We start from the raw sequence: 19,509 nt of genomic DNA on the forward strand, positions 1-19,509 counted from the left end.
AGCCACTAAGTGACTTCCTCGTAGAGTGACGACGTATTAGTCTTCACCCTTGTTTTTCTTAATGATTTCTTCTTGTACTGACTTAGGTACATCTTCGTAGTGGTCGAATACCATCATAAATGTACCACGTCCTTGTGATGCAGAACGAAGAACTGTTGCGTAACCAAACATTTCAGCAAGTGGAACGTAAGCACGAACGATTTGGCTGTTACCGTGTGCTTCCATACCATCTACACGTCCACGACGAGCAGTTACGTGACCCATAACATCACCAAGGTTTTCTTCTGGAACAGTGATTGTTACAAGCATCATTGGTTCAAGGATAGCTGGTTGTGCAGTCTTAGCAGCTTCTTTAAGTGCAAGAGATGCAGCGATCTTGAAGGCTGTTTCAGATGAGTCGACATCGTGGTATGAACCATCGTAAAGCTTAGCTTTAACGTCAACCATTGGGTAACCTGCAAGAACACCGTTAGCCATAGATTCTACCAAACCTTTTTCAACCGCTGGGATGAATTCACGAGGAACCACACCACCGACGATTGCGTTTTCGAATTCGAATCCTTTTCCTTCTTCGTTTGGAGTAAATTCAATCCATACATCACCGAATTGACCTTTACCACCAGACTGACGTTTGAAGAATCCACGTGCTTGAGTAGAAGCGCGGAATGTTTCACGGTATGATACTTGAGGAGCACCTACGTTCGCTTCAACTTTGAACTCACGACGCATACGGTCAACAAGGACGTCAAGGTGAAGCTCACCCATACCAGAGATAACTGTTTCACCAGTTTCAACGTTAGTTTCAACGCGGAATGTTGGATCTTCTTCAGCCAATTTTTGAAGGGCGATACCCATCTTGTCTTGGTCTGCTTTAGATTTTGGTTCAACCATCAATTGGATAACTGGTTCTGGAACGTTGATTGACTCAAGGATGATTTTAGCTTTTTCATCTGTCAATGAGTCACCAGTTGTAGTGTCTTTCAAACCAACGGCAGCAGCGATATCACCTGAGTAAACAGTGTCGATTTCTTGACGGCTGTTAGCGTGCATTTGAAGGATACGTCCGATACGTTCACGTTTACCTTTAGAAGTGTTCAATACGTATGAACCTGATTGAAGAACACCTGAGTATACACGGAAGAATGTCAAACGACCTACGAATGGGTCAGTCATGATCTTGAAGGCAAGAGCTGCAAATGGCTCTTCGTCAGATGCTGGACGAGTTTCTTCTTCTTCAGTATCTGGGTTGATACCTTTGATCGCAGGGATGTCAAGTGGGCTTGGAAGGTAGTCGATAACCGCATCAAGCATCAATTGAACACCTTTGTTCTTGAAGGCAGAACCACACAATACTGGGAAGAATTCAACGTTGATAGTCGCTTTACGGATACCAGCTTTCAATTCTTCGTTAGTGATTTCTTCACCTTCGAGGTATTTCATCATCAATTCTTCGTCAGTTTCAGCAACTGCTTCGATCAATTTTTCACGGTACTCTTGAGCTTGGTCAAGGTATTCAGCTGGAATGTCTTCTTCAAGGATATCTGTACCAAGGTCGTTAGTATAGATTTCAGCTTTCATCTTGATCAAGTCGATGATTCCACGGAAGTCATCTTCTGAACCGATTGGCAATTGAATTGGGTGAGCATTTGCTTGAAGACGATCGTGAAGTGTGCTTACTGAGTAAAGGAAGTCAGCACCGATTTTATCCATTTTGTTGGCAAATACGATACGTGGAACTCCGTACTCAGTTGCTTGACGCCAAACTGTTTCAGTTTGAGGCTCAACACCTGATTGTGAGTCAAGAACGGTAACCGCACCATCCAATACACGAAGAGAACGTTGTACTTCGATAGTGAAGTCCACGTGTCCTGGTGTGTCGATGATGTTTACGCGGTGATTGTTCCATTGAGCTGTTGTTGCAGCAGATGTGATAGTGATACCACGCTCTTGCTCTTGCTCCATCCAGTCCATTTGTGACGCACCTTCGTGAGTTTCACCGATTTTGTGGATTTTACCAGTGTAGTAAAGAATACGCTCAGTTGTTGTTGTTTTACCAGCATCGACGTGAGCCATGATACCGATATTACGAGTTTTTTCAAGTGAAAATTCGCGTGCCATGAGGTTTGTTTCTCCTATTTATTTTTGATTTCTATTCTATTATAACACGATTTCAATAAAAACGGATAGGCAGGACCCACCCGTTCTCAATGTTTTCATGCTATTGTTGGTTTCGACTTACTAGATGGTAAGTTGAGTTGAACTCGGACTAAAGTTAGTTAGCCGATTTGAGCCAGAACGGGATGCGGGGTGAAAAAGATAAACTTCCTTGTATTCATCGAATACTGCGTCAGTTTCCTATTTTCACTGTGCATCCTTACCGTTCCTAGCATCATGATCTAGTTGAGCTCAAGCTAAAAGTCTGGAGAAAAAGATGAATCTCATTGGTTGCAATCGCAACCTGCTTCGATTCCCTATTTTCTCTGGGACTTTCTTAACGCTTTCGCATCCTATATTACCAACGGAAGTGTGCGAAGGCACGGTTAGCTTCAGCCATACGGTGAGTGTCTTCACGTTTCTTAACTGCTGCACCAGTGTTGTTAGCAGCATCCAAGATTTCTTTTGCAAGACGGTCTTGCATTGTGTGTTCACCACGAAGGCGAGCGATTGTTACCAACCAACGAAGTCCAAGTGTTGTACGACGTTCTGGACGAACTTCAACTGGGACTTGGTAGTTAGAACCACCAACACGACGTGCACGTACTTCAAGTACAGGCATGATGTTTTCCATAGCTGTTTCAAATACTTCAAGTGCATCGTTACCAGTAACTTCTTTGATTTGTTCAAAAGCACCGTAAACGATTGAAGCAGCTGTACCACGTTTACCGTCAAGCATAACGCGGTTGATAAGACGAGTAACTAATTGTGAATTGTAAAGCGGATCTGGCAATACGTCACGTTTTGGAGCTCTATTTTTACGACTCATTTCTCTTTATCCCCTTTCCTTATGCTTTTTTCGGACGTTTAGTACCGTATTTAGAACGGCCTTGTTTACGATCGTTAACACCTGCAGTATCAAGTGCACCACGGACGATATGGTAACGTACCCCTGGAAGGTCTTTTACACGTCCACCGCGAAGAAGCACCACGCTGTGTTCTTGCAAGTTGTGTCCGATACCTGGGATGTAGGCAGTAACTTCGATAAGGTTGCTCAAACGTACACGAGCAAATTTACGAAGGGCAGAGTTAGGTTTTTTAGGTGTCATAGTTCCAACACGAGTTGCAACACCACGTTTTTGTGGTGAAGAAACGTTTGTTTGAACTTTTTTATGACTGTTGTAACCAACGTTCAAAGCTGGTGATTTAGATTTTTCTACTTTTGATTTACGCGGTTTGCGAACCAATTGGTTAATTGTAGGCATCTACATTCTCCTGTGTTTTTTTATTTTTGGTGATGATACACTTGGTGACAGCTATCATCTGTGTGTACTTTTGCAACATTTGTCAGCACGTCCCTGTACACTCTTGAGAGACCAAAAGTAAAAAGTACCGTCTATTATTGTACCACGTTTTTTCTATTTTTGTCAATATATTTCTTCTTATTTTTTGACTTCTTGGATCATAAATCTATCTGAAAACGCTCACCTACCAGATAGGTTCTCCAATCGACCACATAGACAAATCACCTTGTAATTGTCTAAAAAATGGTGTTTAATAGATTTGTAAGCAAGAGATCTCTATTACAATTTTATAAAGAAAGGAGAAATTATGAAAGTCAGACTTGACATTGATGCACAACATACTGAAGAACAAATTATCATCGAAGCGCCAACCTTGTCCACTCGAGTTCAAAAAGTCCAAGACTTTGTCCAATCCCTGGATCAAAATGAAACCATCAAAGGAAAATTTCAAGATCAGGTTTACCTGATTCAGATTAGCAAGATTCAGCGTATCTACATTGAAAATCGGAAGGTTCTGGCCGAAACAGATAGCCAAACCTATGCACTCGACATTCGTCTCTACCAAGCAGTTGACATTTTGCCTGCTTCCTTTATCCAAATTTCCCAGTCAGAAATTATTAACATTGACTCTATCAGTCACCTCAAATTAACCTCTAACGGCTTGATTGAAATCTATCTCAAAAACGACAGTTTCACCTACTCATCTCGCCGCTATCTAAAAGCTATTAAGGAGAAATTAGAACTATGAAAAAACAAGTATTTCACGATGCCACAACCGGTATCCTCATCGGTCTCATCCTATCCATTATCTTTTCTTTTATCTATTCGCCAAGTTACTACGCACCTCTAAGCTATGAATCCCCCGTTGGTCAATTCATGAGAGAGCATCAAGTCCATGGTTCTCTAGTCTTGCTCTACTCTACGATTATCTGGGCAGCTATCGGAGTCCTCTTTAGTTTTGGTAGCCGTCTATTCGCTCAAGACTGGAGCCTTCTTCGTGCGACTGTCACTCACTTCTTCCTTATGCTTTTAGGCTTTGTACCTTTAGCAATTCTAGCAGGATGGTTCCCATTAAACTGGGTTTTCCTCCTCCAACTCATTCCAGAGTTTGCAATTGTCTACCTCATTATTTGGACGATTCTCTACAAGATAGAATCAAAGAAGGTTGCCCATATCAACCAATTATTGGCTCAGAAAAAATAAGACCTAAAAACCCACTCAGTCTTGTGAGTGGGTTTTTGACTTATAATTTTTGTTTCCATTCTAACAAGAGGTTCATAGCTTGCATCGGTGTCATATTGTAAACATCTAGTTGGGCCAACTCTGCTAGGATAGGATTTTCTTCTTTTTCATCAAAGAGAGACATTTGCTCATTGACTGTGTTTCTTTGAATAGAAGGATTCTTCTGGCCTTGGCTCTCTAGCTGAGTTAAAATAGTATCAGCCCTTTTTAGCAAGTCTTCTGGTAGTCCAGCAATCTTGGCTACATGAATCCCGTATGATTTGTCAGCTGGTCCTGGTTCTATCTTATGAAGGAAGGTAACCTGTCCATTTTGTTCTAGCGTAGCCACATGAACATTGACCAGATGCTCAAGATCAGATTCCAGACTGGTCAATTCATGGTAGTGAGTTGCAAAAAGAGTCTTGGCACCAATATGCTCATGGATGTACTCGATGATAGACTGAGCCAGGGCCATACCATCATAGGTTGCAGTTCCACGCCCCAACTCATCAAAGAGAATCAGGGATTTCTCAGTAGCATGCGCAATGGCATTATTGGCCTCCATCATCTCGACCATAAAGGTGGATTGACCTGAAACCAAGTCATCCGCTGCACCGATACGGGTAAAAATTGCATCAAAGATTGGCAGGTGAGCACTTTCTGCAGGGACGTAAGATCCCATCTGGGCCATAACTGCTGTTATTGCCAACTGACGAATATAAGTTGACTTCCCGCTCATGTTAGGCCCTGTAATCAGCTGGATACTGGTAGCTTCATCCATTTGGATGCTGTTCGGAATATAAGTCTGGGCTCCCATGACCTTTTCAACAACAGCGTGACGACCTTTTTGAATATCAATTCGTGAATCTTGTGTAAATTCTGGTCGAATCAAGTGCTGATTTTCTGCTACTACTGCCAAACCTTGTAAAACATCGACAGTAGCAATTCCTTGGGCTAGGGCTTGCAGGCGTTGGATATACTTGCCAACCTCCTCGCGGATACGCATAAAGATTTCATATTCAAGACTGGCTGACTTCTCACGCGCTTCTAACATTTCACCCTCGATACGCGCCAACTCTTCTGTTCCAAAACGTTCAGAGTTTTTTAGCGTTGCCTTGCGGAAAAAGTGGGCTGGAACATGACCGAGCTGCGAGTTGGTGACATGGAAATAGTAGCCGTCTTTTTTATTGTAATCAATCTTGAGAGTATGGATGCCAGAGTTTTCTCTTTCCTTGGCTTCAATCTCAGCAATCCAGCTGGTCCCTTCCCTGAGAACACGACGGTATTTATCCAAGGTCTCATCAAAGCCCGTTCGAATAATACCACCTTCGGTAATCACGTGAGGAGCTTCCGAAGCAATGGCTGCGCTAATAAGACTCTCCAACTCAGGAATAGCATCCAGCTGTTCAATCAAATAGGCTAGAGCTGGTTGCTCCATTCCTTCTAAAATTGCTCGGATTCGTGGAACACTTCCCAAGGTAGTCGCTAATTGCAAGAGGTCTTTGGGATTGCTTTTCCCAAAAGAAACACGACTAGCCAGACGTTCGATATCGTAAACTCCCTTGAGGCTTTCCGTTAAATCACTGCGTTCAAAGAAATAATCCAGGAAGACTTGTACAACTTCCTGACGTTCAAGGATACGGTCCGTATCAATCAAAGGACGTTGAATCCAAGAACGTAGAAGACGCATCCCCATTGCAGTTTTAGTCTCATCTAGCAACCAGAAAAGACTGCCTTGTTTCTTACCTGAGCGAGCATTTTCAACCAAATCCAGACTAGCCTTGGTCGCAAAATCCATCTGCAAGAAATCTTTGATTTCATAACGAATAACTGGTTTTAAGTGATTCAACTCTCTCATCTGCGTCCGATGAACATACTGGAGAAGCTTACTGCTGGCAGCTTGTTCAACAGGTGCCAAGCGTGGATCTAGTAGATGTACATCTTCAAATGAATCTTGCTCATAGGAAAGTACCAAATTCATTTGACGACTGAGAATCTGTTCTTCCTCTTCGCTTAAGGCATAGCCGATGACGACTTCCCTGGCCTTAAGATTACGGATTTCACCACAGACTAGGGTAAAATCCAATAAGCCTGTCACATAGAAATCACCCGTCACCAGATCCATGTATGCCAAGCCAAATTGAGAACCATCACGATCAATAGCCACCAAAAAGTTGTTTTGACTATCTGGTTTACTGCTATCAACGACTGTACCAGGTGTAATTACCTGCACAACCTCACGCTTAACAACGCCTACAGCCTGCTTAGGATCCTCCATTTGCTCAGCAATAGCAACCTTGTAACCACGCTCAACCAGGACATCAATATACTGTTGGGCAGAATGATAAGGAACTCCAGCCATGGGAATAGGATTTTCAGCATTTTTATTGCGACTGGTTAGTGAAATTTCTAGTATCTGAGCAGCATTGACTGCATCTTCATAAAACAACTCATAAAAATCACCCATACGAAAGAGCAAAAAAGCATCTGGATATTGTTTTTTGATATCCACATACTGTTGCATGCCTGGTGATAATTTTTCTGTCGTCATCCATTCTCTCCTTGTTAAAAATAGAGAGTGGGACAGAAATCGGTAATTCGTTAGAATTCGATTTCGTCGTCCCACCTCCGCACAGTTGAGTAGGGCTGTAAAAGCTGATGAAATCAGCGTAGTAGAGCCTACTCAACCACTGCATCTTTCTCGACAATCAAAAGACAATTGAGAGGCTAGGACTTTTGTCCCAACCTCCTTATCTATTCTTCATCAAATCTAACAAACGATCTTCCATGAGCTTAGCAACATGCTGATCTCGGCAGATCACCAATAGGGTATTAGCACCCGCAACTGTCCCTAAAATCCATTCATCCTTGTTGGCATCGACAACATTGGCTAAAACTGCGGCTTCACCCAGCTTCGTATGCAAAACTAAGGTGAACTCAGCTCTTGCTACACCTTCTAAATGATGGGATAAAAACTCAACTAGGTCAATCTTCTCTGTCTCATTTGCCAGTACATAGTAGACCTTATCATTTTTCTTAACCTTGGTCAAGCCCAGTTCGCGTAGGTCACGAGACAAGGTTGTTTGCGTCACAAAAACATTGCGTGCTTCCAAACGATCTTGAATCTCTTTTTGAGTCCCTAATTTCTCCTCAGTAATCATCTGTTTGATTAACTGATGACGTTCTCTTTTTCTCATAACATCCTCTCGAGTGTATATTTATAACATTTTACAACTATTTAATAAGAACATTATACCAAAAAAACCGAATATTTCAAAAAAATTCTCATCATTCCTCAAAATTGTGATAAAATAGTAGAAAAGTCCAAAAAAGGAGCTCTTAATGAATACAAAAGAATTGATTGCTAGCGAGTTGGCTAGCGTCATTGATAGCCTGGACCAAGAGGCTATTTTAAATTTACTAGAAACACCTAAAAACTCAGATATGGGAGATATCGCCTTTCCTGCTTTCTCCCTCGCAAAAGTTGAGCGTAAAGCTCCCCAAATGATCGCTGCTGACATCGCTGAAAAAATCAATAGCCAAGCCTTTGAAAAAGTCGTCGCTACTGGACCTTACGTTAACTTTTTCCTCGATAAGTCTGCTATTTCTGCGCAAGTATTGCAGGACGTCATCACTGAAAAAGAGCACTACGCTGATCAAGAGATTGGTAAGCAAGAAAATGTCGTGATCGACATGTCTAGTCCTAATATTGCTAAACCATTTTCAATCGGTCACCTTCGTTCAACAGTTATCGGAGATAGCCTGTCACATATCTTCCAAAAGATTGGTTATCAAACTGTCAAGGTCAACCATTTGGGAGACTGGGGCAAACAGTTTGGGATGTTGATTGTTGCCTACAAAAAATGGGGTAATGAAGAAGCTGTCAAAGCTCATCCAATTGATGAACTCCTCAAGCTCTATGTCCGCATCAATGCTGAAGCTGAGAATGACCCAAGCTTGGATGAAGAAGCACGCGAATGGTTCCGCAAGCTTGAAAACGGAGATAAGGAAGCTCTTGCTCTTTGGCAATGGTTCCGTGATGAAAGTTTGGTAGAATTTAACCGTCTTTACAATGAGTTACAGGTTGAATTCGACAGCTATAACGGGGAAGCCTTCTACAATGACAAAATGGATGCAGTTGTAGATATCCTAGCTGAAAAAGGACTATTGGTCGAATCAGAAGGTGCCCAAGTTGTCAATCTTGAGAAATATGGCATTGAACATCCCGCTCTTATCAAAAAATCTGACGGTGCTACCCTCTACATCACACGTGACTTGGCCGCTGCCCTTTATCGTAAAAACGAATACCAATTTGCCAAATCGATCTATGTTGTTGGTCAAGAGCAATCAGCTCACTTTAAACAACTCAAGGCTGTATTACAGGAGATGGGTTACGATTGGAGTCAAGATATTGTCCACGTTCCGTTTGGTTTGGTAACAAAGGAAGGTACGAAACTTTCTACTCGTAAAGGAAATGTTATCTTGCTAGAGCCAACTGTCGCAGAAGCCATCAGTCGTGCTAAAGCGCAAATCGAAGCCAAAAATCCTGAACTCGAAAATAAAGACCAAGTTGCGCATGCTGTTGGGGTCGGTGCCATTAAATTCTATGACCTTAAAACTGACCGTACAAATGGGTATGACTTCGACCTTGAAGCCATGGTATCCTTTGAAGGAGAAACTGGTCCTTATGTTCAATATGCCTACGCTCGTATCCAATCGATCTTACGCAAAGCAGATTTCAATCCTGAAGCAGGTGCCAACTATAGCTTGAATGATGCTGAAAGTTGGGAAATCATCAAGCTCATCCAAGACTTCCCACGTATTATTAAACGTGCAGCTGATAACTACGAGCCTTCTATCATCGCTAAATATGCGATTAGCTTAGCGCAAGCCTTTAACAAATACTACGCTCATACTCGTATCTTGGATGAAAGTCCAGAACGCGACAGCCGTCTAGCTCTCAGCTATGCAACTGCAGTTGTCCTCAAAGAAGCACTTCGTTTGCTCGGCGTAGAAGCTCCAGAGAAGATGTGATTCAGTACTAACAATTGGAACTAAAGTTCCTATTTGTTAGACGCTAGCCGCTTTTATGCGGACTTGCTATCTGCTTCACTAGTAGTACAACAGACATATTATCGATTTCTGTCGCACTACGTCGTAATCGGTAAAATCACTTGATTGCAGAACAATCTAAGTAACTAACGCTAAATCCTATAGGCGAATTGCCTAAACACTTTACTAGAATGACTTGAAAAGCGGAGACTCTTCGCTTTTCTCTTGCTATTCATTTCTTTATCACTTAGGGAGAATTTTTATGAGCCAATACGCTTATATCTTAGTTGTTATTAGTCTTCTTTTTCTCTTTCTTGTCAACAAATATGAAAAAGAGAAACTTCAAAGACTGCTTCAGGACCAACTATTGAAAGATCAAGATTTTCGTGCAACTATCAAAGAAAAAATCCAAACGATAGAAAATATCAATGATGTCATCGACTACATCAATAAGGGATATCGTTTGGGAATCATGATTTCAAAGGAAATTGTGGAAGACATCAGAAAATGAGGCTGGGACAAAAGTCCTAGCCTCTTCTTGTCTTTGGATTGTCGAGCAAGACGCAGTGGTTGAGTGGGCTCTACTACGCTGATTTCATCAGCTTTTACAGCCCTACTCAACTGTACGGAGGTGGGACGACGAAATCGAATTCTAACGAATTACCGATTTCTGTCCCACTCTCATTTTTTCCTGAGAACTAAGATTCCCACCAGTATAACAATCCCTAGTGATGCCATGATTCCGTAAGCTGACAAACTTTCATCAAGAAATTTCTTGGAGAACTGCAACAGAGCGAACTCTAAGAGTAGCAAAGCACTGCATAGCATAATATCCTTGAAGCTTGGTTTGCGTTTTATATACTTTAAAAATGATCTCTGTAGTTTACACATTTCGATTGTTCCCTTTTGGAGTAAATCCTTCATCCATAGAATAAATCTCTTCCTTAGAAAATCTGGCCTCTTACAAAGCTTCTAATTCATAGAGTTCTGCAATAATCCCTGCAACCTTTTTAATATCTCCCAGCATTCCACGCATCTCAAAGTCTGCTAGAACAGGGAAACCAAAGCGTTGGCTGTATTGTTTAGCCGTCAAACAGTATTGGTTGTTAAAGTTACGATTGCCTGATCCTACAACACCAAAACATTTACTGGCATTGTCTCCATAGGCGATAAAATCACCTACTGGAGTAGTCAAAATCTCCACATCACCATTGTCAACACCATTGCCACCTTCTAGGTAAGTCGGTAGGAAAGCGACATAGGGATTAGTCATCTCAAAGAAGTCTTCTCCTTCCTTGACCAAATCTTTAATATGAATTTTTTCTACTTCAATGTTCTCATACTGTTCTAATAGATATGCCTTCAATCGTGTTACGAAACTCTCCGTGTTTCCGCTCAAACTGATATAGACCAAGGAAATTTTTTTCATGCTCTCCTCCTTTTTTGAATCATAAAAAATAACTACCAAGATTGTATCTTGATAGTTATGCTTTGTCAACTCTTAGGCCAGTTCTTCCTCTTCTTGAGCTTCTGTTAATTCTTTTTGCTGACGCCACATTTTATAGAAGACGATTGCTAGGAAGATAACATTGAGTACGATCCCAAAAATAGCAGAACCTTTGGCACCAAGCTCCGCTCCCATACGGATGTTAGGATCTGTAAAAAGTGAAACCGCATCCTGAACGCCGATAAAGTTGTAGATAGAACCAACGATGGCAACGAAAACATAAGCAATATAAGTGTAGTTAGCCAATTGAAGGTTTTTACGAATAAGGAAAACCAAAGCCACAACAACTAGAATAACAGATAAGACAACCAAAAGAATGCTGAAGACAGAATGACCATGCTCCGATACCTTAATGGTGTAATCAACAAGCTCCTTAGCATAAGTAGCATTAACACCTGATGCTGATGTTTCTAGATTGCTCATACCCTCCGCGGTAGGTACTGGAGAGATAATTCCAAATAGCGACATTGCTGATAGTATGGCTGAAAAAATCAGTAATACCCATAGATAGATTGGTTTCTTTTTCATCAAAGCAACCTCCTTAAGTTTTTTAGTTTATTATAGCATATTTTAACAAGTAAAACAAATCCTACAAGTTTGCTTCTATCTGTTTTCGATAGGCTTTGGGAGACTTTCCACACAGTTTTCGAAAGACCTTATAGAAATAACCTACATTACTGTAACCAACCGTATAGCAGATATCCTCGATACTATCATTGGTGGATAACAAGAGTTGCTGAGCAGCCTTGATGCGTTGCTTATTGAGAAGCTCTGCAAAGGTAGAATTGGTTTCCTTCTTGATCAACTGCCCCAAATAAACGGGATTAATAAAGAGATCCTTGCTGATATCCTTGAGAGAAAGCTCTTTTTTGTAGTCTCTACCAATGACCTCAAGTACACTGACTACATTTTCATTCATACGGTATTGACCGAAGAAGGATGTCAAGGTTTCCTTGGTATAAGCGACTAAATCCTCAAAAGTTGTAATGGCATGAATGTTCTTGACGATATCTGTCATATCGTCTGCTTTCAGATGTTCAAAAAGATGGAAAACATCCATGACAAACTGGGTAAAGAGCTGCTTGGTAATGGATACTCTAGGGGTATTTTCAAGGACAATCTGCTTAAGCAAGGTCAATTCATCAATAATTTGCTGGAGATTTCCTTGGATGATTACTCGATAGATAGGTTCGTAGTAAGAAAAGAGACTTTCAGACTGATCTAAATTGACCGAGCCATAAAAGAGAGTCTTTTCAACATCACGCTTCCACTTTTCAAAATTAGCTTGATAAGGTACTTCAAAAGGCATGGCCAACAAGCCCTCAAATTCCTGATCAGCAAGGACAATCTGCCAGTCTTGACCTAGAACGTAGTAAGGAATGACAAAATTCCCTTGTTTTTCTTTTGAAAGCCCAATCCACCAGTTTTCTTTTTGGCTGAGATGAGTCTTGAAGGCTTCTTCATCTAGTTGCTGACTCAATATTTCTGGCTCATGAGATTTTTCACCAAGCTGACTGGCAATCTTTTCAAGCAAGCGTTCCAGTTCAACCTTATCGACTGGTTTGACCAGATAATCAACGACATTGAGATTCATGGCTTTTTTGACATAGTCAAATTCTTGATAGCCCGATAGTAGGATATAATAAGCATCTGGCAACAAGTCCTTCATTTCCTGAATCATTTCAAGTCCTGTTTTGTCAGGCATGTTGACATCAGATATCACAATATCCACAGGATGTTCTCGGACATAGTCAAGAGCGTCGTCGGCATGATTGGCTGTAGCGACGACTTCCATATCCCATTTATCAAAAGGAATCAAACGCTTGAGACCTTCGGTAATCATGTACTCGTCATCCACTAATAGTACTTTATACATCTTTATCCTTTCTCCTCATCCTGAATAGTAATTCGATAACGAACACCTTGGTGTTTCATTGATTCTACACTAATGTTATAGCGATCCCCAAAATAGAGAACAAAGCGTTCATGAACATTGACGATCCCAATGGACTGTCGTTTTTCACTATAATCCACTGTGTGTTCAAAGGTTCTTTGGGCTAATTTAGTTTGAATTTCTGCTAATTTTTCAGCAGACATGCCACGGCCGTTATCGGTTACTAAAATTTCGACATAACCCTCTTGTTTCAAAGCCTTGATACTGATAACATTGTCCGTTCTTCTGTGGTCAACTCCGTGGGCAAAATAATTCTCCACCAAGGGTTGGAGGGTGAATTTTGGAATGCGCATTTCTTCCAATTTAGGGTCAATCTTAAATCCGTAAGCAATGGATTTCGGATAGCGAACCATACAGAGATAGCTGTACTTCCGACAAAACTCTACTTCTTGCTTGAGCGTCGTTTCTCGTTCATTAGAAATGTTGTTGCGCAAGAGGCTACTAAATTCGTAAATAATATCCGCCAACTCATCCTGATTTTCCATAACTGCGTACATTCGTAAAAATTCGAGGGTATTGTACATAAAATGCGGATTGATTTGAGCTTGTAGAGCTCGCATATTGGCATCTTTTTGGCTCAACTCCAACTGATAAATATCATGGATATTTCTCTCCAGTCGATCCAACATATCATTTGTCGTTTCCGCGATTAAAAGTAATTCCTGGTCTTTCTTCGTAAGATCAATTCTTTTGCCTTGTTCTCCTTGAGCAATATCATGGATTGTTTCCACTAGGTCAACAACCTGCGCTTGGTACTTAGAAAATGTTTTTTTCAAGGTTACATATAAAATAACGATAAAGAGGAAACTAAAAGCAAGAATAAAAACCGAACTAGAGATGCTACCACTAAGGACATAACCTCGAGGAACTGCAACCTGAACCTGATATCCATGAGCAGTCTCATCTTGCAACCATTCCTCTCGATCACTTTTTTCACCTTGGTGAAACATTTCCGTTTCAAAAGGAGAGGTTATGCTCACAGCAATTGGGATATTTCCTCTGGTATTGTCAATAGCCTTATAAAAAACATCGGAAGATACAGAAACATAAATAACTCCAAGAGCTTGATCCGATACTGGATCGGATACGGGAACGGCAAAACTATTAGCATCTGGCTTAAAGGCGTCTGCAGAAACCTTGTAACCACTACGATTGTCCCTAGTCGAAACATAAACTTCTGTCGAGTCTTGCAAGACAATGGCTACACCCGTTACAAAATCATTGCGCACATAAAGGTCATCGATATTTTCATAAATGGATACAGAAATATAGGGTGATGCCTTACGCTCCAGTTGCCAATAGAAATAATCTGGTGTACTAAGGCTAAAATACTTATAAATTCCCTCGATTCGCGCTTGATTATCTACTAAACTTTGGGCTGAACGCGCTGATTCTCGATAGTAATACTCAACCTCACTCACTGTCCGAGTCAAAACCCGCTGAGAAACCTGTCTTGCTTCTTTTTCGCGACTATCCCAGTTTACATAGGAAATCAAAAGAGCAAAACTAGCAATGATGACAATCATCACCCAAGTATAGGTTCGAAGGAGTGAATGAAGCCAAAACTGTTTCATTCTATTTGGACGCCAATTTTTCATGAATGTTTTCATAAACAGGCTCCAATAAATCACTAATAAAGAAATGCCACATACCAATCCCTACAAAAATGATAAGGGCTGGCATATAGAAGCCAATAATGGCTAACAAGACGCTACCAAGAAGAACCTTGGCCACTGCTGACAAGCTCATAAAAATTCCGATAAAGGCAAGCTTTAAGGTATTTTGATAGGATAAGTCAAAATAAACTTGCAATTTTAGAGAAACTGTATAAGCCAAAAATACCAAGGCTACCAAAAAGATATTTAAAAATGTTGCTGCCAAATGTATAATGGTCTGATGCGGCAATTGGATCATGAGATACAAACCATAAATCAAGAGCAAGTCAAGTCCCATAAAGGTGTAGAAACTGAGATTGCTTTTAACAAAATTGCTCTTAAATAAAGCCCATGCTTCCTTGAAACGATAAGCACGGTAAGAATAGCCGTGTTCTGCAAATAAACTCATGAGAGTCGCACTAGCTGGCGCTATACCAAAGACTACTCCTCCTGCTAGTGTCAATAACCAAAAATAAACCGTTGCAATCATCCCCAAAAAGAAACGATGAAAGACTAGCTCAATAAAATTTCCCACGGTTTGCCTCCAAAAAAATAATCTAGAACTATTATAACATATTTCAAGCGCTCTCAAAAATAGGAGGAGAGAAAAGGTGGTGAGAATTAAACTCCCTACCTTTTCAGGAGCAAGTTTGCAGTAGGTGTCCATCGTTGTCAAGGGTGTACAAATATCAGTTTATAAAGGATATATATATTTGCTTAATAAAGGGTTCTGTACTATAATTAAGATAGATAGAGATACCGATTAATAATCAAAGAACCAGTCATTAAAAACGCCTACCATTTGGGAGAAGAAGCTAGCACGTTCTTCAAATCGATCAGCAATAACAAACAAGTCTTGCTGACGTTTGAAGACTTAGAAGACGAGCAACTGGAAGCAGTTAACGAAGACGGAAGCCTAAACGAAGAAATGGTAGACTAAACTATATCCGTTGGATTACATACGAAAGGAGTATGAATCATGACTATTTTTATTTTAAAAACTACTTTGTTTTGGGTTGCGCTTGTATTGAGTCTTTTCTCTGATAAATTGTTCAAACAACAATATGTAAAAATCGTAAAAATAATTTGCACTATAATCATGTTAGTCGTTTCATTATCATATCTGTTCTAAGTTATTTTAAGAATACAGGAATTTGTTTGTCCTGTATTCTTTTTTTCGTCAAATGTACATTGATAAAATGAATAAATAACAAGTTGATAAAATCAACCAAATTAGAGGCGAAAAAAGGTATAGATTGAACTGAAATATAGTGAAATTAACAAAAGAAAAAACGCTTAAAATCAGCGTTTTTCTTATGTATTGATTCGTATTGAATACTTACTTCACTTCTATCTACAGTTTCTAAATCTCTAAATATAATAGAGCTGAAGCAGTGGTAAAACAGATCATCAACAAACTTGGTAATATCTTAGGAAATAATTTCTTTATAGTCCAAGTCGGTTTGCTTTAAATTATACTTTTTTCTTAAACATTTGCTACGAGTAGGTCTTTCTTGTGAGTAATTTTCATCAAATAATTTCATAGATAAGTCCTGTATATAATCATGGTAAAGTAGTAAAAATAGTTGTTATCCTAGTTGATTAAAAAAATCTCTGATTTCCTCATCTTTTATAAAATAATATATAATTTTCCCCTCTCTTCTAGTATCCAAGATGTTTTGATTGGCTAGTTTACGAAGATGGTGGGAGGCAGATGCCATACTGAGATTTAGTAAACAGGCTATATCACAGACACAGAGTTCTTCAACAGCAAGGAGATAAAAGATGATATTTATCTGTTTATTATCGGTAAACTTTGATAAAATACGAAGTGATTTTTGGACTTTTTCCTTTTCAAGGTAGTTCGTTGCGGTTGTAACATTTTGTTGATTTATAACATTCACTTGGCAGATACTATCTTTTTTCATAATATTTTCTCCTAGCTTAACAAAGTCCATAGCATGTCAAAGCTGTTGTTTTCAATCAGGATATACATCCCCAATCCTAAATAAACAACGGCAATAAACCATCTGCTATATTTTTCCAAAGTTTCTCCAACAGAAGGGACTTGTGCCAATTTTTGGGCAGAAAAAACCAAGAGATAAATCATGACTAGAAAAGTAAGTAAAGCCACTATCAAATTCGTTAAATTTAAGGTAATAAAATATGGGACAAAAACACCAATATTGTCAGCACCACAACTTGCAAAAGTAATCATAGCGACTAGAAAAATCAGGTTTTTATCATCTTTGCGCAAACCATCTTTTGCAATAGCTTCTCCATCAGAATCTCCTAAAAGCAAAACTTTGAGTCCTAGGAAAATTGGAATCAAACCGAGCAAACCTAAAATCTCTTTACTAGGAATATAATTTAAGACAAATGCAAAAAGTAAACTTAGCAATATTAGACTAACAGAGCCTAGAAATTGTCCTAAATAGATGTTAATGATGTCTTTTCTGCTTTTTCTTTTGGCAAAAAATAACATTAGGATAATAAGTAAGTCTACGGCTGTCCCAGAATACAGGATTATTGAAGTAACAACATTTTGAACCATAAAACACCTCATTCAAATATATTTTTGAATGTATTTTAACATTAAACTTTGTAGATGTCAACTTCAGCTCCATCAAAATATAGATAAGAAGGTAGTGTACCAAACATTAAAAAGCCCTGCCATCGAAATGATAGCAGGGCTCAACTTCAATATCCAGATGATATATTTATCTAAAAAAGGTAGAGTTTGAACTGAAATATAGTGAAATGTATTGAAATTGAAAAAAAGAAAAAACGCTTAAAATCAGCGTTTTTCTTATGTATTGATTCGTATTGAATGCTTACTTCACCTCTGTAAACACAACGTGTTTGCGAAGTTTTGGTGAGTATTTCTTCAATTGAAGACGGTCTGGAGTGTTACGTTTGTTTTTAGAAGTAAGGTACAAGCGTTCACCAGATTCTTTGTGTTCAAGTGTAATATTTACGCGCATGGTATCTCCCTTCTATTATTCAGCTGATGCAGCTTTAGCGATCTTACGTCCTTTATAGTATCCTTTAAGTGATACACGGTGAGAACGTGAGTAATCTCCAGTAGTTTCGTCAAAGTTTACAGATGGAGCTGTTACTTTGTAGTGTGTACGACGTTTGTTTTTCTTCGCTTTTGAAGTGCGACGTGCAGGTACTGCCATTTTGATTTCTCCTTTTAAGATATAAATTCAGTTAGGTTTGATTTTCATCAACTTTAATAGTATATCAAAACTTTTTTGTAAAGTAAAGTTACTTGACAAAAAAAGATAAAAAAATTTTCCTATCCAATCTTTTGGATAGGAAAATAGATTAAATATCAATCTCGAAGGGTTCATCAATGGTTTCTGAGACGTATTTCCCGTCTTTTTTTCGTTGTTTGACGCATTCGGTGAGAAGATATTCAATTTGCCCGTTGACTGATCGGAAGTCATCTTCTGCCCATGATGCGAGTGCAGCATATAACTTATTCGAGAGTCGAAGGGGAATTTGCTTTTTTTAGCTTCTGCCATTTTAATAAAGGCTTCCTGTATTGACAATTGGTTGTGCATCATGATTGCCACAGAGAACGACTAGGAGATTTGAAACCATGGCTGCTTTACGCTCTTCATCTAGTTCAACCAACTCTCCTTCATTGAGACGTTCCAATGCCATTTCAACCATTCCTACAGCGCCGTCTACAATCATCTTACGTGCATCGATAATAGCAGATGCTTGTTGACGTTGAAGCATGACAGCAGCAATTTCTGGTGCATAAGCTAGGTATGTAATACGTGCTTCAAGGATTTCCAAACCAGCATCCTCTACACGACTTTGGATTTCTTCACGAATACGACTAGCTACAATCTCACTAGAACCACGGAGGCTTCCTTCATCCGCTTGCCCATCACCTGTAGTATCCACATTCGGAGACACATCGTAAGGATAGATGCGGACAATATTACGGAGGGCGCTATCACACTGCAATGAAAGATATTCTTTATAGTTATCTACGTTGAAGACTGCTTTGGCTGTATCGACAACTCTCCAAGTTACCGCGATTCCGATTTCAACAGGATTTCCCAGACAATCGTTAATCTTTTGACGAGAATTACTCAAGGTCATAACTTTGAGAGAAATCTGTTTCTTGCCAATTTCAATATTTACATCATTGCCATTTGATGATTTCATCCCTGAAAAAGTAGATTTTGTGCTAACATCACCACTTTGACCGAGTCGAGTGTGGATTGCAGGATTGACTGCTACGCTGAAGGGATTGACAAAGTAAAAACCAGGTTCTTTGATGGTCCCAGTATAGTTACCAAAGAGGGTCAAAACCAGAGCTTCCTGAGGTTTAACAACTTTTAAACCAGCATGAGCTAGAGCTGAAATTAAGATTAATAAAAGCCCGATAATAATTCCAAAAATGTTTTCCGAACCAGCACCCATTATAAATATAAGGAAACCAAGTACGAGTGCCAACTCAATGAGTACCAATGCTACTACACCATTTGGTTTTGAATTGATTAGTTTTTCAGTCATCAGAATGACCTCCTGTATTTGATATCTAAATGATATCACTTTAATTTTAAATGTCAACAAAAATATGCAACCTTTTTTAAGAAGATTTCAATGGTTTGAATTGTCTGAAAATTCAAGAATTTT

22 protein-coding genes are annotated in these 19,509 nt (G+C 39.6%); 6 read left to right on the forward strand and 16 right to left on the reverse strand.

Going from position 1 to position 19,509, the window contains the following annotated elements; translation table 11 throughout:
- Positions 1–36: 36 nt before the first annotated feature.
- The 3 genes from fusA to rpsL form a co-directional block, all read right to left on the reverse strand.
- The gene (fusA, locus tag K1I67_RS00435) at positions 37–2,118 is read right to left on the reverse strand and encodes an elongation factor G (protein WP_223338321.1); all 2,082 of its coding nucleotides are present in this window, start codon (positions 2,116–2,118) and stop codon (positions 37–39) included.
- 394 nt (positions 2,119–2,512) lie between these two features.
- Positions 2,513–2,983, reverse strand: a complete 471-nt coding sequence (gene rpsG / locus K1I67_RS00440; RefSeq protein WP_000087876.1) for a 30S ribosomal protein S7 — start codon at positions 2,981–2,983, stop codon at positions 2,513–2,515.
- A gap of 19 nt (positions 2,984–3,002) precedes the next feature.
- Complete coding sequence (rpsL, locus tag K1I67_RS00445; protein ID WP_001142333.1) at positions 3,003–3,419, reverse strand: 30S ribosomal protein S12; 417 nt, start codon at positions 3,417–3,419, stop codon at positions 3,003–3,005.
- A gap of 346 nt (positions 3,420–3,765) precedes the next feature.
- On the opposite strand from rpsL, the gene K1I67_RS00450 reads away from it, so the two are divergent.
- Positions 3,766–4,206 carry a LytTR family DNA-binding domain-containing protein gene (locus tag K1I67_RS00450; RefSeq protein ID WP_223338322.1) on the forward strand — a complete coding sequence of 147 codons (441 nt, stop codon included), beginning with the start codon at positions 3,766–3,768 and terminating at the stop codon, positions 4,204–4,206.
- The gene (locus tag K1I67_RS00455) at positions 4,203–4,661 is read left to right on the forward strand and encodes a DUF3021 domain-containing protein (RefSeq protein WP_223338323.1); all 459 of its coding nucleotides are present in this window, start codon (positions 4,203–4,205) and stop codon (positions 4,659–4,661) included. Before K1I67_RS00450 ends, K1I67_RS00455 begins: the two co-directional genes overlap by 4 nt.
- A 40-nt stretch (positions 4,662–4,701) precedes the next feature.
- Here K1I67_RS00455 and mutS read toward each other — a convergent pair whose 3' ends face one another.
- Both mutS and argR read right to left on the reverse strand, forming a co-directional pair.
- A complete protein-coding gene (mutS, locus tag K1I67_RS00460) occupies positions 4,702–7,230 on the reverse strand; it encodes a DNA mismatch repair protein MutS (RefSeq protein ID WP_223338324.1) in 2,529 nt (842 codons plus the stop codon).
- Positions 7,231–7,429: 199 nt separating this feature from the next.
- Positions 7,430–7,876: an arginine repressor gene (argR, locus tag K1I67_RS00465; protein WP_223338325.1), complete on the reverse strand. Its 447-nt coding sequence runs from the start codon at positions 7,874–7,876 to the stop codon at positions 7,430–7,432.
- 145 nt (positions 7,877–8,021) lie between these two features.
- Here argR and argS point away from each other — a divergent pair, with 145 nt between their 5' ends.
- Entirely contained in the window at positions 8,022–9,713 is a 1,692-nt protein-coding gene (gene argS, locus K1I67_RS00470; protein WP_223338326.1) for an arginine--tRNA ligase, read from the forward strand.
- A 280-nt stretch (positions 9,714–9,993) separates the two neighbouring features.
- Positions 9,994–10,242 carry a MarR family transcriptional regulator gene (locus K1I67_RS00475; RefSeq protein WP_223338327.1) on the forward strand — a complete coding sequence of 83 codons (249 nt, stop codon included), beginning with the start codon at positions 9,994–9,996 and terminating at the stop codon, positions 10,240–10,242.
- 450 nt (positions 10,243–10,692) lie between these two features.
- On the opposite strand, the gene nrdI is transcribed toward K1I67_RS00475, so the two are convergent.
- The 5 genes from nrdI to K1I67_RS00500 all read right to left on the reverse strand — a co-directional run bounded on the left by nrdI (position 10,693) and on the right by K1I67_RS00500 (position 15,382).
- Positions 10,693–11,160, reverse strand: a complete 468-nt coding sequence (gene nrdI, locus K1I67_RS00480; protein ID WP_049527317.1) for a class Ib ribonucleoside-diphosphate reductase assembly flavoprotein NrdI — start codon at positions 11,158–11,160, stop codon at positions 10,693–10,695.
- A gap of 72 nt (positions 11,161–11,232) precedes the next feature.
- Positions 11,233–11,766: an ABC transporter permease gene (locus K1I67_RS00485; RefSeq protein ID WP_223338328.1), complete on the reverse strand. Its 534-nt coding sequence runs from the start codon at positions 11,764–11,766 to the stop codon at positions 11,233–11,235.
- A 61-nt stretch (positions 11,767–11,827) separates the two neighbouring features.
- On the reverse strand, positions 11,828–13,114 hold the full coding sequence (locus tag K1I67_RS00490) for a response regulator transcription factor (protein WP_223338329.1): 1,287 nt from the start codon (positions 13,112–13,114) through the stop codon (positions 11,828–11,830).
- Between the two features lie 2 nt (positions 13,115–13,116).
- Positions 13,117–14,790 carry a sensor histidine kinase gene (locus tag K1I67_RS00495; protein ID WP_223338441.1) on the reverse strand — a complete coding sequence of 558 codons (1,674 nt, stop codon included), beginning with the start codon at positions 14,788–14,790 and terminating at the stop codon, positions 13,117–13,119.
- Positions 14,768–15,382: a YesL family protein gene (locus K1I67_RS00500; RefSeq protein ID WP_075227305.1), complete on the reverse strand. Its 615-nt coding sequence runs from the start codon at positions 15,380–15,382 to the stop codon at positions 14,768–14,770. Before K1I67_RS00500 ends, K1I67_RS00495 begins: the two co-directional genes overlap by 23 nt.
- A 267-nt stretch (positions 15,383–15,649) precedes the next feature.
- Between K1I67_RS00500 and K1I67_RS00505 the strand changes: the two genes are divergently transcribed.
- Positions 15,650–15,787: a hypothetical protein gene (locus tag K1I67_RS00505; protein ID WP_223338330.1), complete on the forward strand. Its 138-nt coding sequence runs from the start codon at positions 15,650–15,652 to the stop codon at positions 15,785–15,787.
- A gap of 649 nt (positions 15,788–16,436) precedes the next feature.
- Here K1I67_RS00505 and cadX read toward each other — a convergent pair.
- Together cadX and K1I67_RS00515 are read right to left on the reverse strand one after the other, a co-directional pair.
- The gene (gene cadX, locus K1I67_RS00510) at positions 16,437–16,775 is read right to left on the reverse strand and encodes a Cd(II)/Zn(II)-sensing metalloregulatory transcriptional regulator CadX (RefSeq protein ID WP_000711091.1); all 339 of its coding nucleotides are present in this window, start codon (positions 16,773–16,775) and stop codon (positions 16,437–16,439) included.
- 11 nt (positions 16,776–16,786) lie between these two features.
- Entirely contained in the window at positions 16,787–17,401 is a 615-nt protein-coding gene (locus tag K1I67_RS00515; RefSeq protein ID WP_317628361.1) for a CadD family cadmium resistance transporter, read from the reverse strand.
- A 28-nt stretch (positions 17,402–17,429) separates the two neighbouring features.
- Between K1I67_RS00515 and K1I67_RS00520 the strand changes: the two genes are divergently transcribed.
- Entirely contained in the window at positions 17,430–17,591 is a 162-nt protein-coding gene (locus K1I67_RS00520; protein WP_223338332.1) for a FanG protein, read from the forward strand.
- A 90-nt stretch (positions 17,592–17,681) separates the two neighbouring features.
- Here the strand turns inward: K1I67_RS00520 and rpmG are convergent, their stop codons facing one another.
- From rpmG to K1I67_RS00540, 4 genes are all read right to left on the reverse strand, one after another.
- Entirely contained in the window at positions 17,682–17,831 is a 150-nt protein-coding gene (gene rpmG, locus K1I67_RS00525; protein ID WP_001265622.1) for a 50S ribosomal protein L33, read from the reverse strand.
- 15 nt (positions 17,832–17,846) lie between these two features.
- Entirely contained in the window at positions 17,847–18,029 is a 183-nt protein-coding gene (gene rpmF, locus K1I67_RS00530) for a 50S ribosomal protein L32 (protein ID WP_000290417.1), read from the reverse strand.
- Positions 18,030–18,177: 148 nt separating this feature from the next.
- Positions 18,178–18,354 carry a PTS ascorbate transporter subunit IIC gene (locus K1I67_RS00535; RefSeq protein WP_223338442.1) on the reverse strand — a complete coding sequence of 59 codons (177 nt, stop codon included), beginning with the start codon at positions 18,352–18,354 and terminating at the stop codon, positions 18,178–18,180.
- A gap of 24 nt (positions 18,355–18,378) precedes the next feature.
- Complete coding sequence (locus K1I67_RS00540; protein WP_223338333.1) at positions 18,379–19,386, reverse strand: SPFH domain-containing protein; 1,008 nt, start codon at positions 19,384–19,386, stop codon at positions 18,379–18,381.
- Positions 19,387–19,509: the final 123 nt, after the last annotated feature.

The organism is Streptococcus infantis, from assembly GCF_019929575.1.
GTDB lineage: Bacteria > Bacillota > Bacilli > Lactobacillales > Streptococcaceae > Streptococcus > Streptococcus infantis_L.

Coding starts and splice junctions, on each gene's coding strand:
- K1I67_RS00485 (WP_223338328.1), bottom strand. CDS start 11,766: ATGAAAAAGAAACCAATCTATCTATGGGTATTACTGATTTTTTCAGCC.
- rpmG (WP_001265622.1), bottom strand. CDS start 17,831: ATGCGCGTAAATATTACACTTGAACACAAAGAATCTGGTGAACGCTTG.
- K1I67_RS00455 (WP_223338323.1), top strand. CDS start 4,203: ATGAAAAAACAAGTATTTCACGATGCCACAACCGGTATCCTCATCGGT.
- mutS (WP_223338324.1), bottom strand. CDS start 7,230: ATGACGACAGAAAAATTATCACCAGGCATGCAACAGTATGTGGATATC.
- fusA (WP_223338321.1), bottom strand. CDS start 2,118: ATGGCACGCGAATTTTCACTTGAAAAAACTCGTAATATCGGTATCATG.
- rpsL (WP_001142333.1), bottom strand. CDS start 3,419: ATGCCTACAATTAACCAATTGGTTCGCAAACCGCGTAAATCAAAAGTA.
- rpmF (WP_000290417.1), bottom strand. CDS start 18,029: ATGGCAGTACCTGCACGTCGCACTTCAAAAGCGAAGAAAAACAAACGT.
- cadX (WP_000711091.1), bottom strand. CDS start 16,775: ATGAAAAAAGATAGTATCTGCCAAGTGAATGTTATAAATCAACAAAAT.
- K1I67_RS00490 (WP_223338329.1), bottom strand. CDS start 13,114: ATGTATAAAGTACTATTAGTGGATGACGAGTACATGATTACCGAAGGT.
- argR (WP_223338325.1), bottom strand. CDS start 7,876: ATGAGAAAAAGAGAACGTCATCAGTTAATCAAACAGATGATTACTGAG.
- argS (WP_223338326.1), top strand. CDS start 8,022: ATGAATACAAAAGAATTGATTGCTAGCGAGTTGGCTAGCGTCATTGAT.
- K1I67_RS00495 (WP_223338441.1), bottom strand. CDS start 14,790: ATGAAAAATTGGCGTCCAAATAGAATGAAACAGTTTTGGCTTCATTCA.
- K1I67_RS00540 (WP_223338333.1), bottom strand. CDS start 19,386: ATGACTGAAAAACTAATCAATTCAAAACCAAATGGTGTAGTAGCATTG.
- rpsG (WP_000087876.1), bottom strand. CDS start 2,983: ATGAGTCGTAAAAATAGAGCTCCAAAACGTGACGTATTGCCAGATCCG.
- nrdI (WP_049527317.1), bottom strand. CDS start 11,160: ATGAAAAAAATTTCCTTGGTCTATATCAGTTTGAGCGGAAACACGGAG.
- K1I67_RS00515 (WP_317628361.1), bottom strand. CDS start 17,401: ATGGTTCAAAATGTTGTTACTTCAATAATCCTGTATTCTGGGACAGCC.
- K1I67_RS00520 (WP_223338332.1), top strand. CDS start 17,430: ATGTATTTTAACATTAAACTTTGTAGATGTCAACTTCAGCTCCATCAA.
- K1I67_RS00450 (WP_223338322.1), top strand. CDS start 3,766: ATGAAAGTCAGACTTGACATTGATGCACAACATACTGAAGAACAAATT.
- K1I67_RS00475 (WP_223338327.1), top strand. CDS start 9,994: ATGAGCCAATACGCTTATATCTTAGTTGTTATTAGTCTTCTTTTTCTC.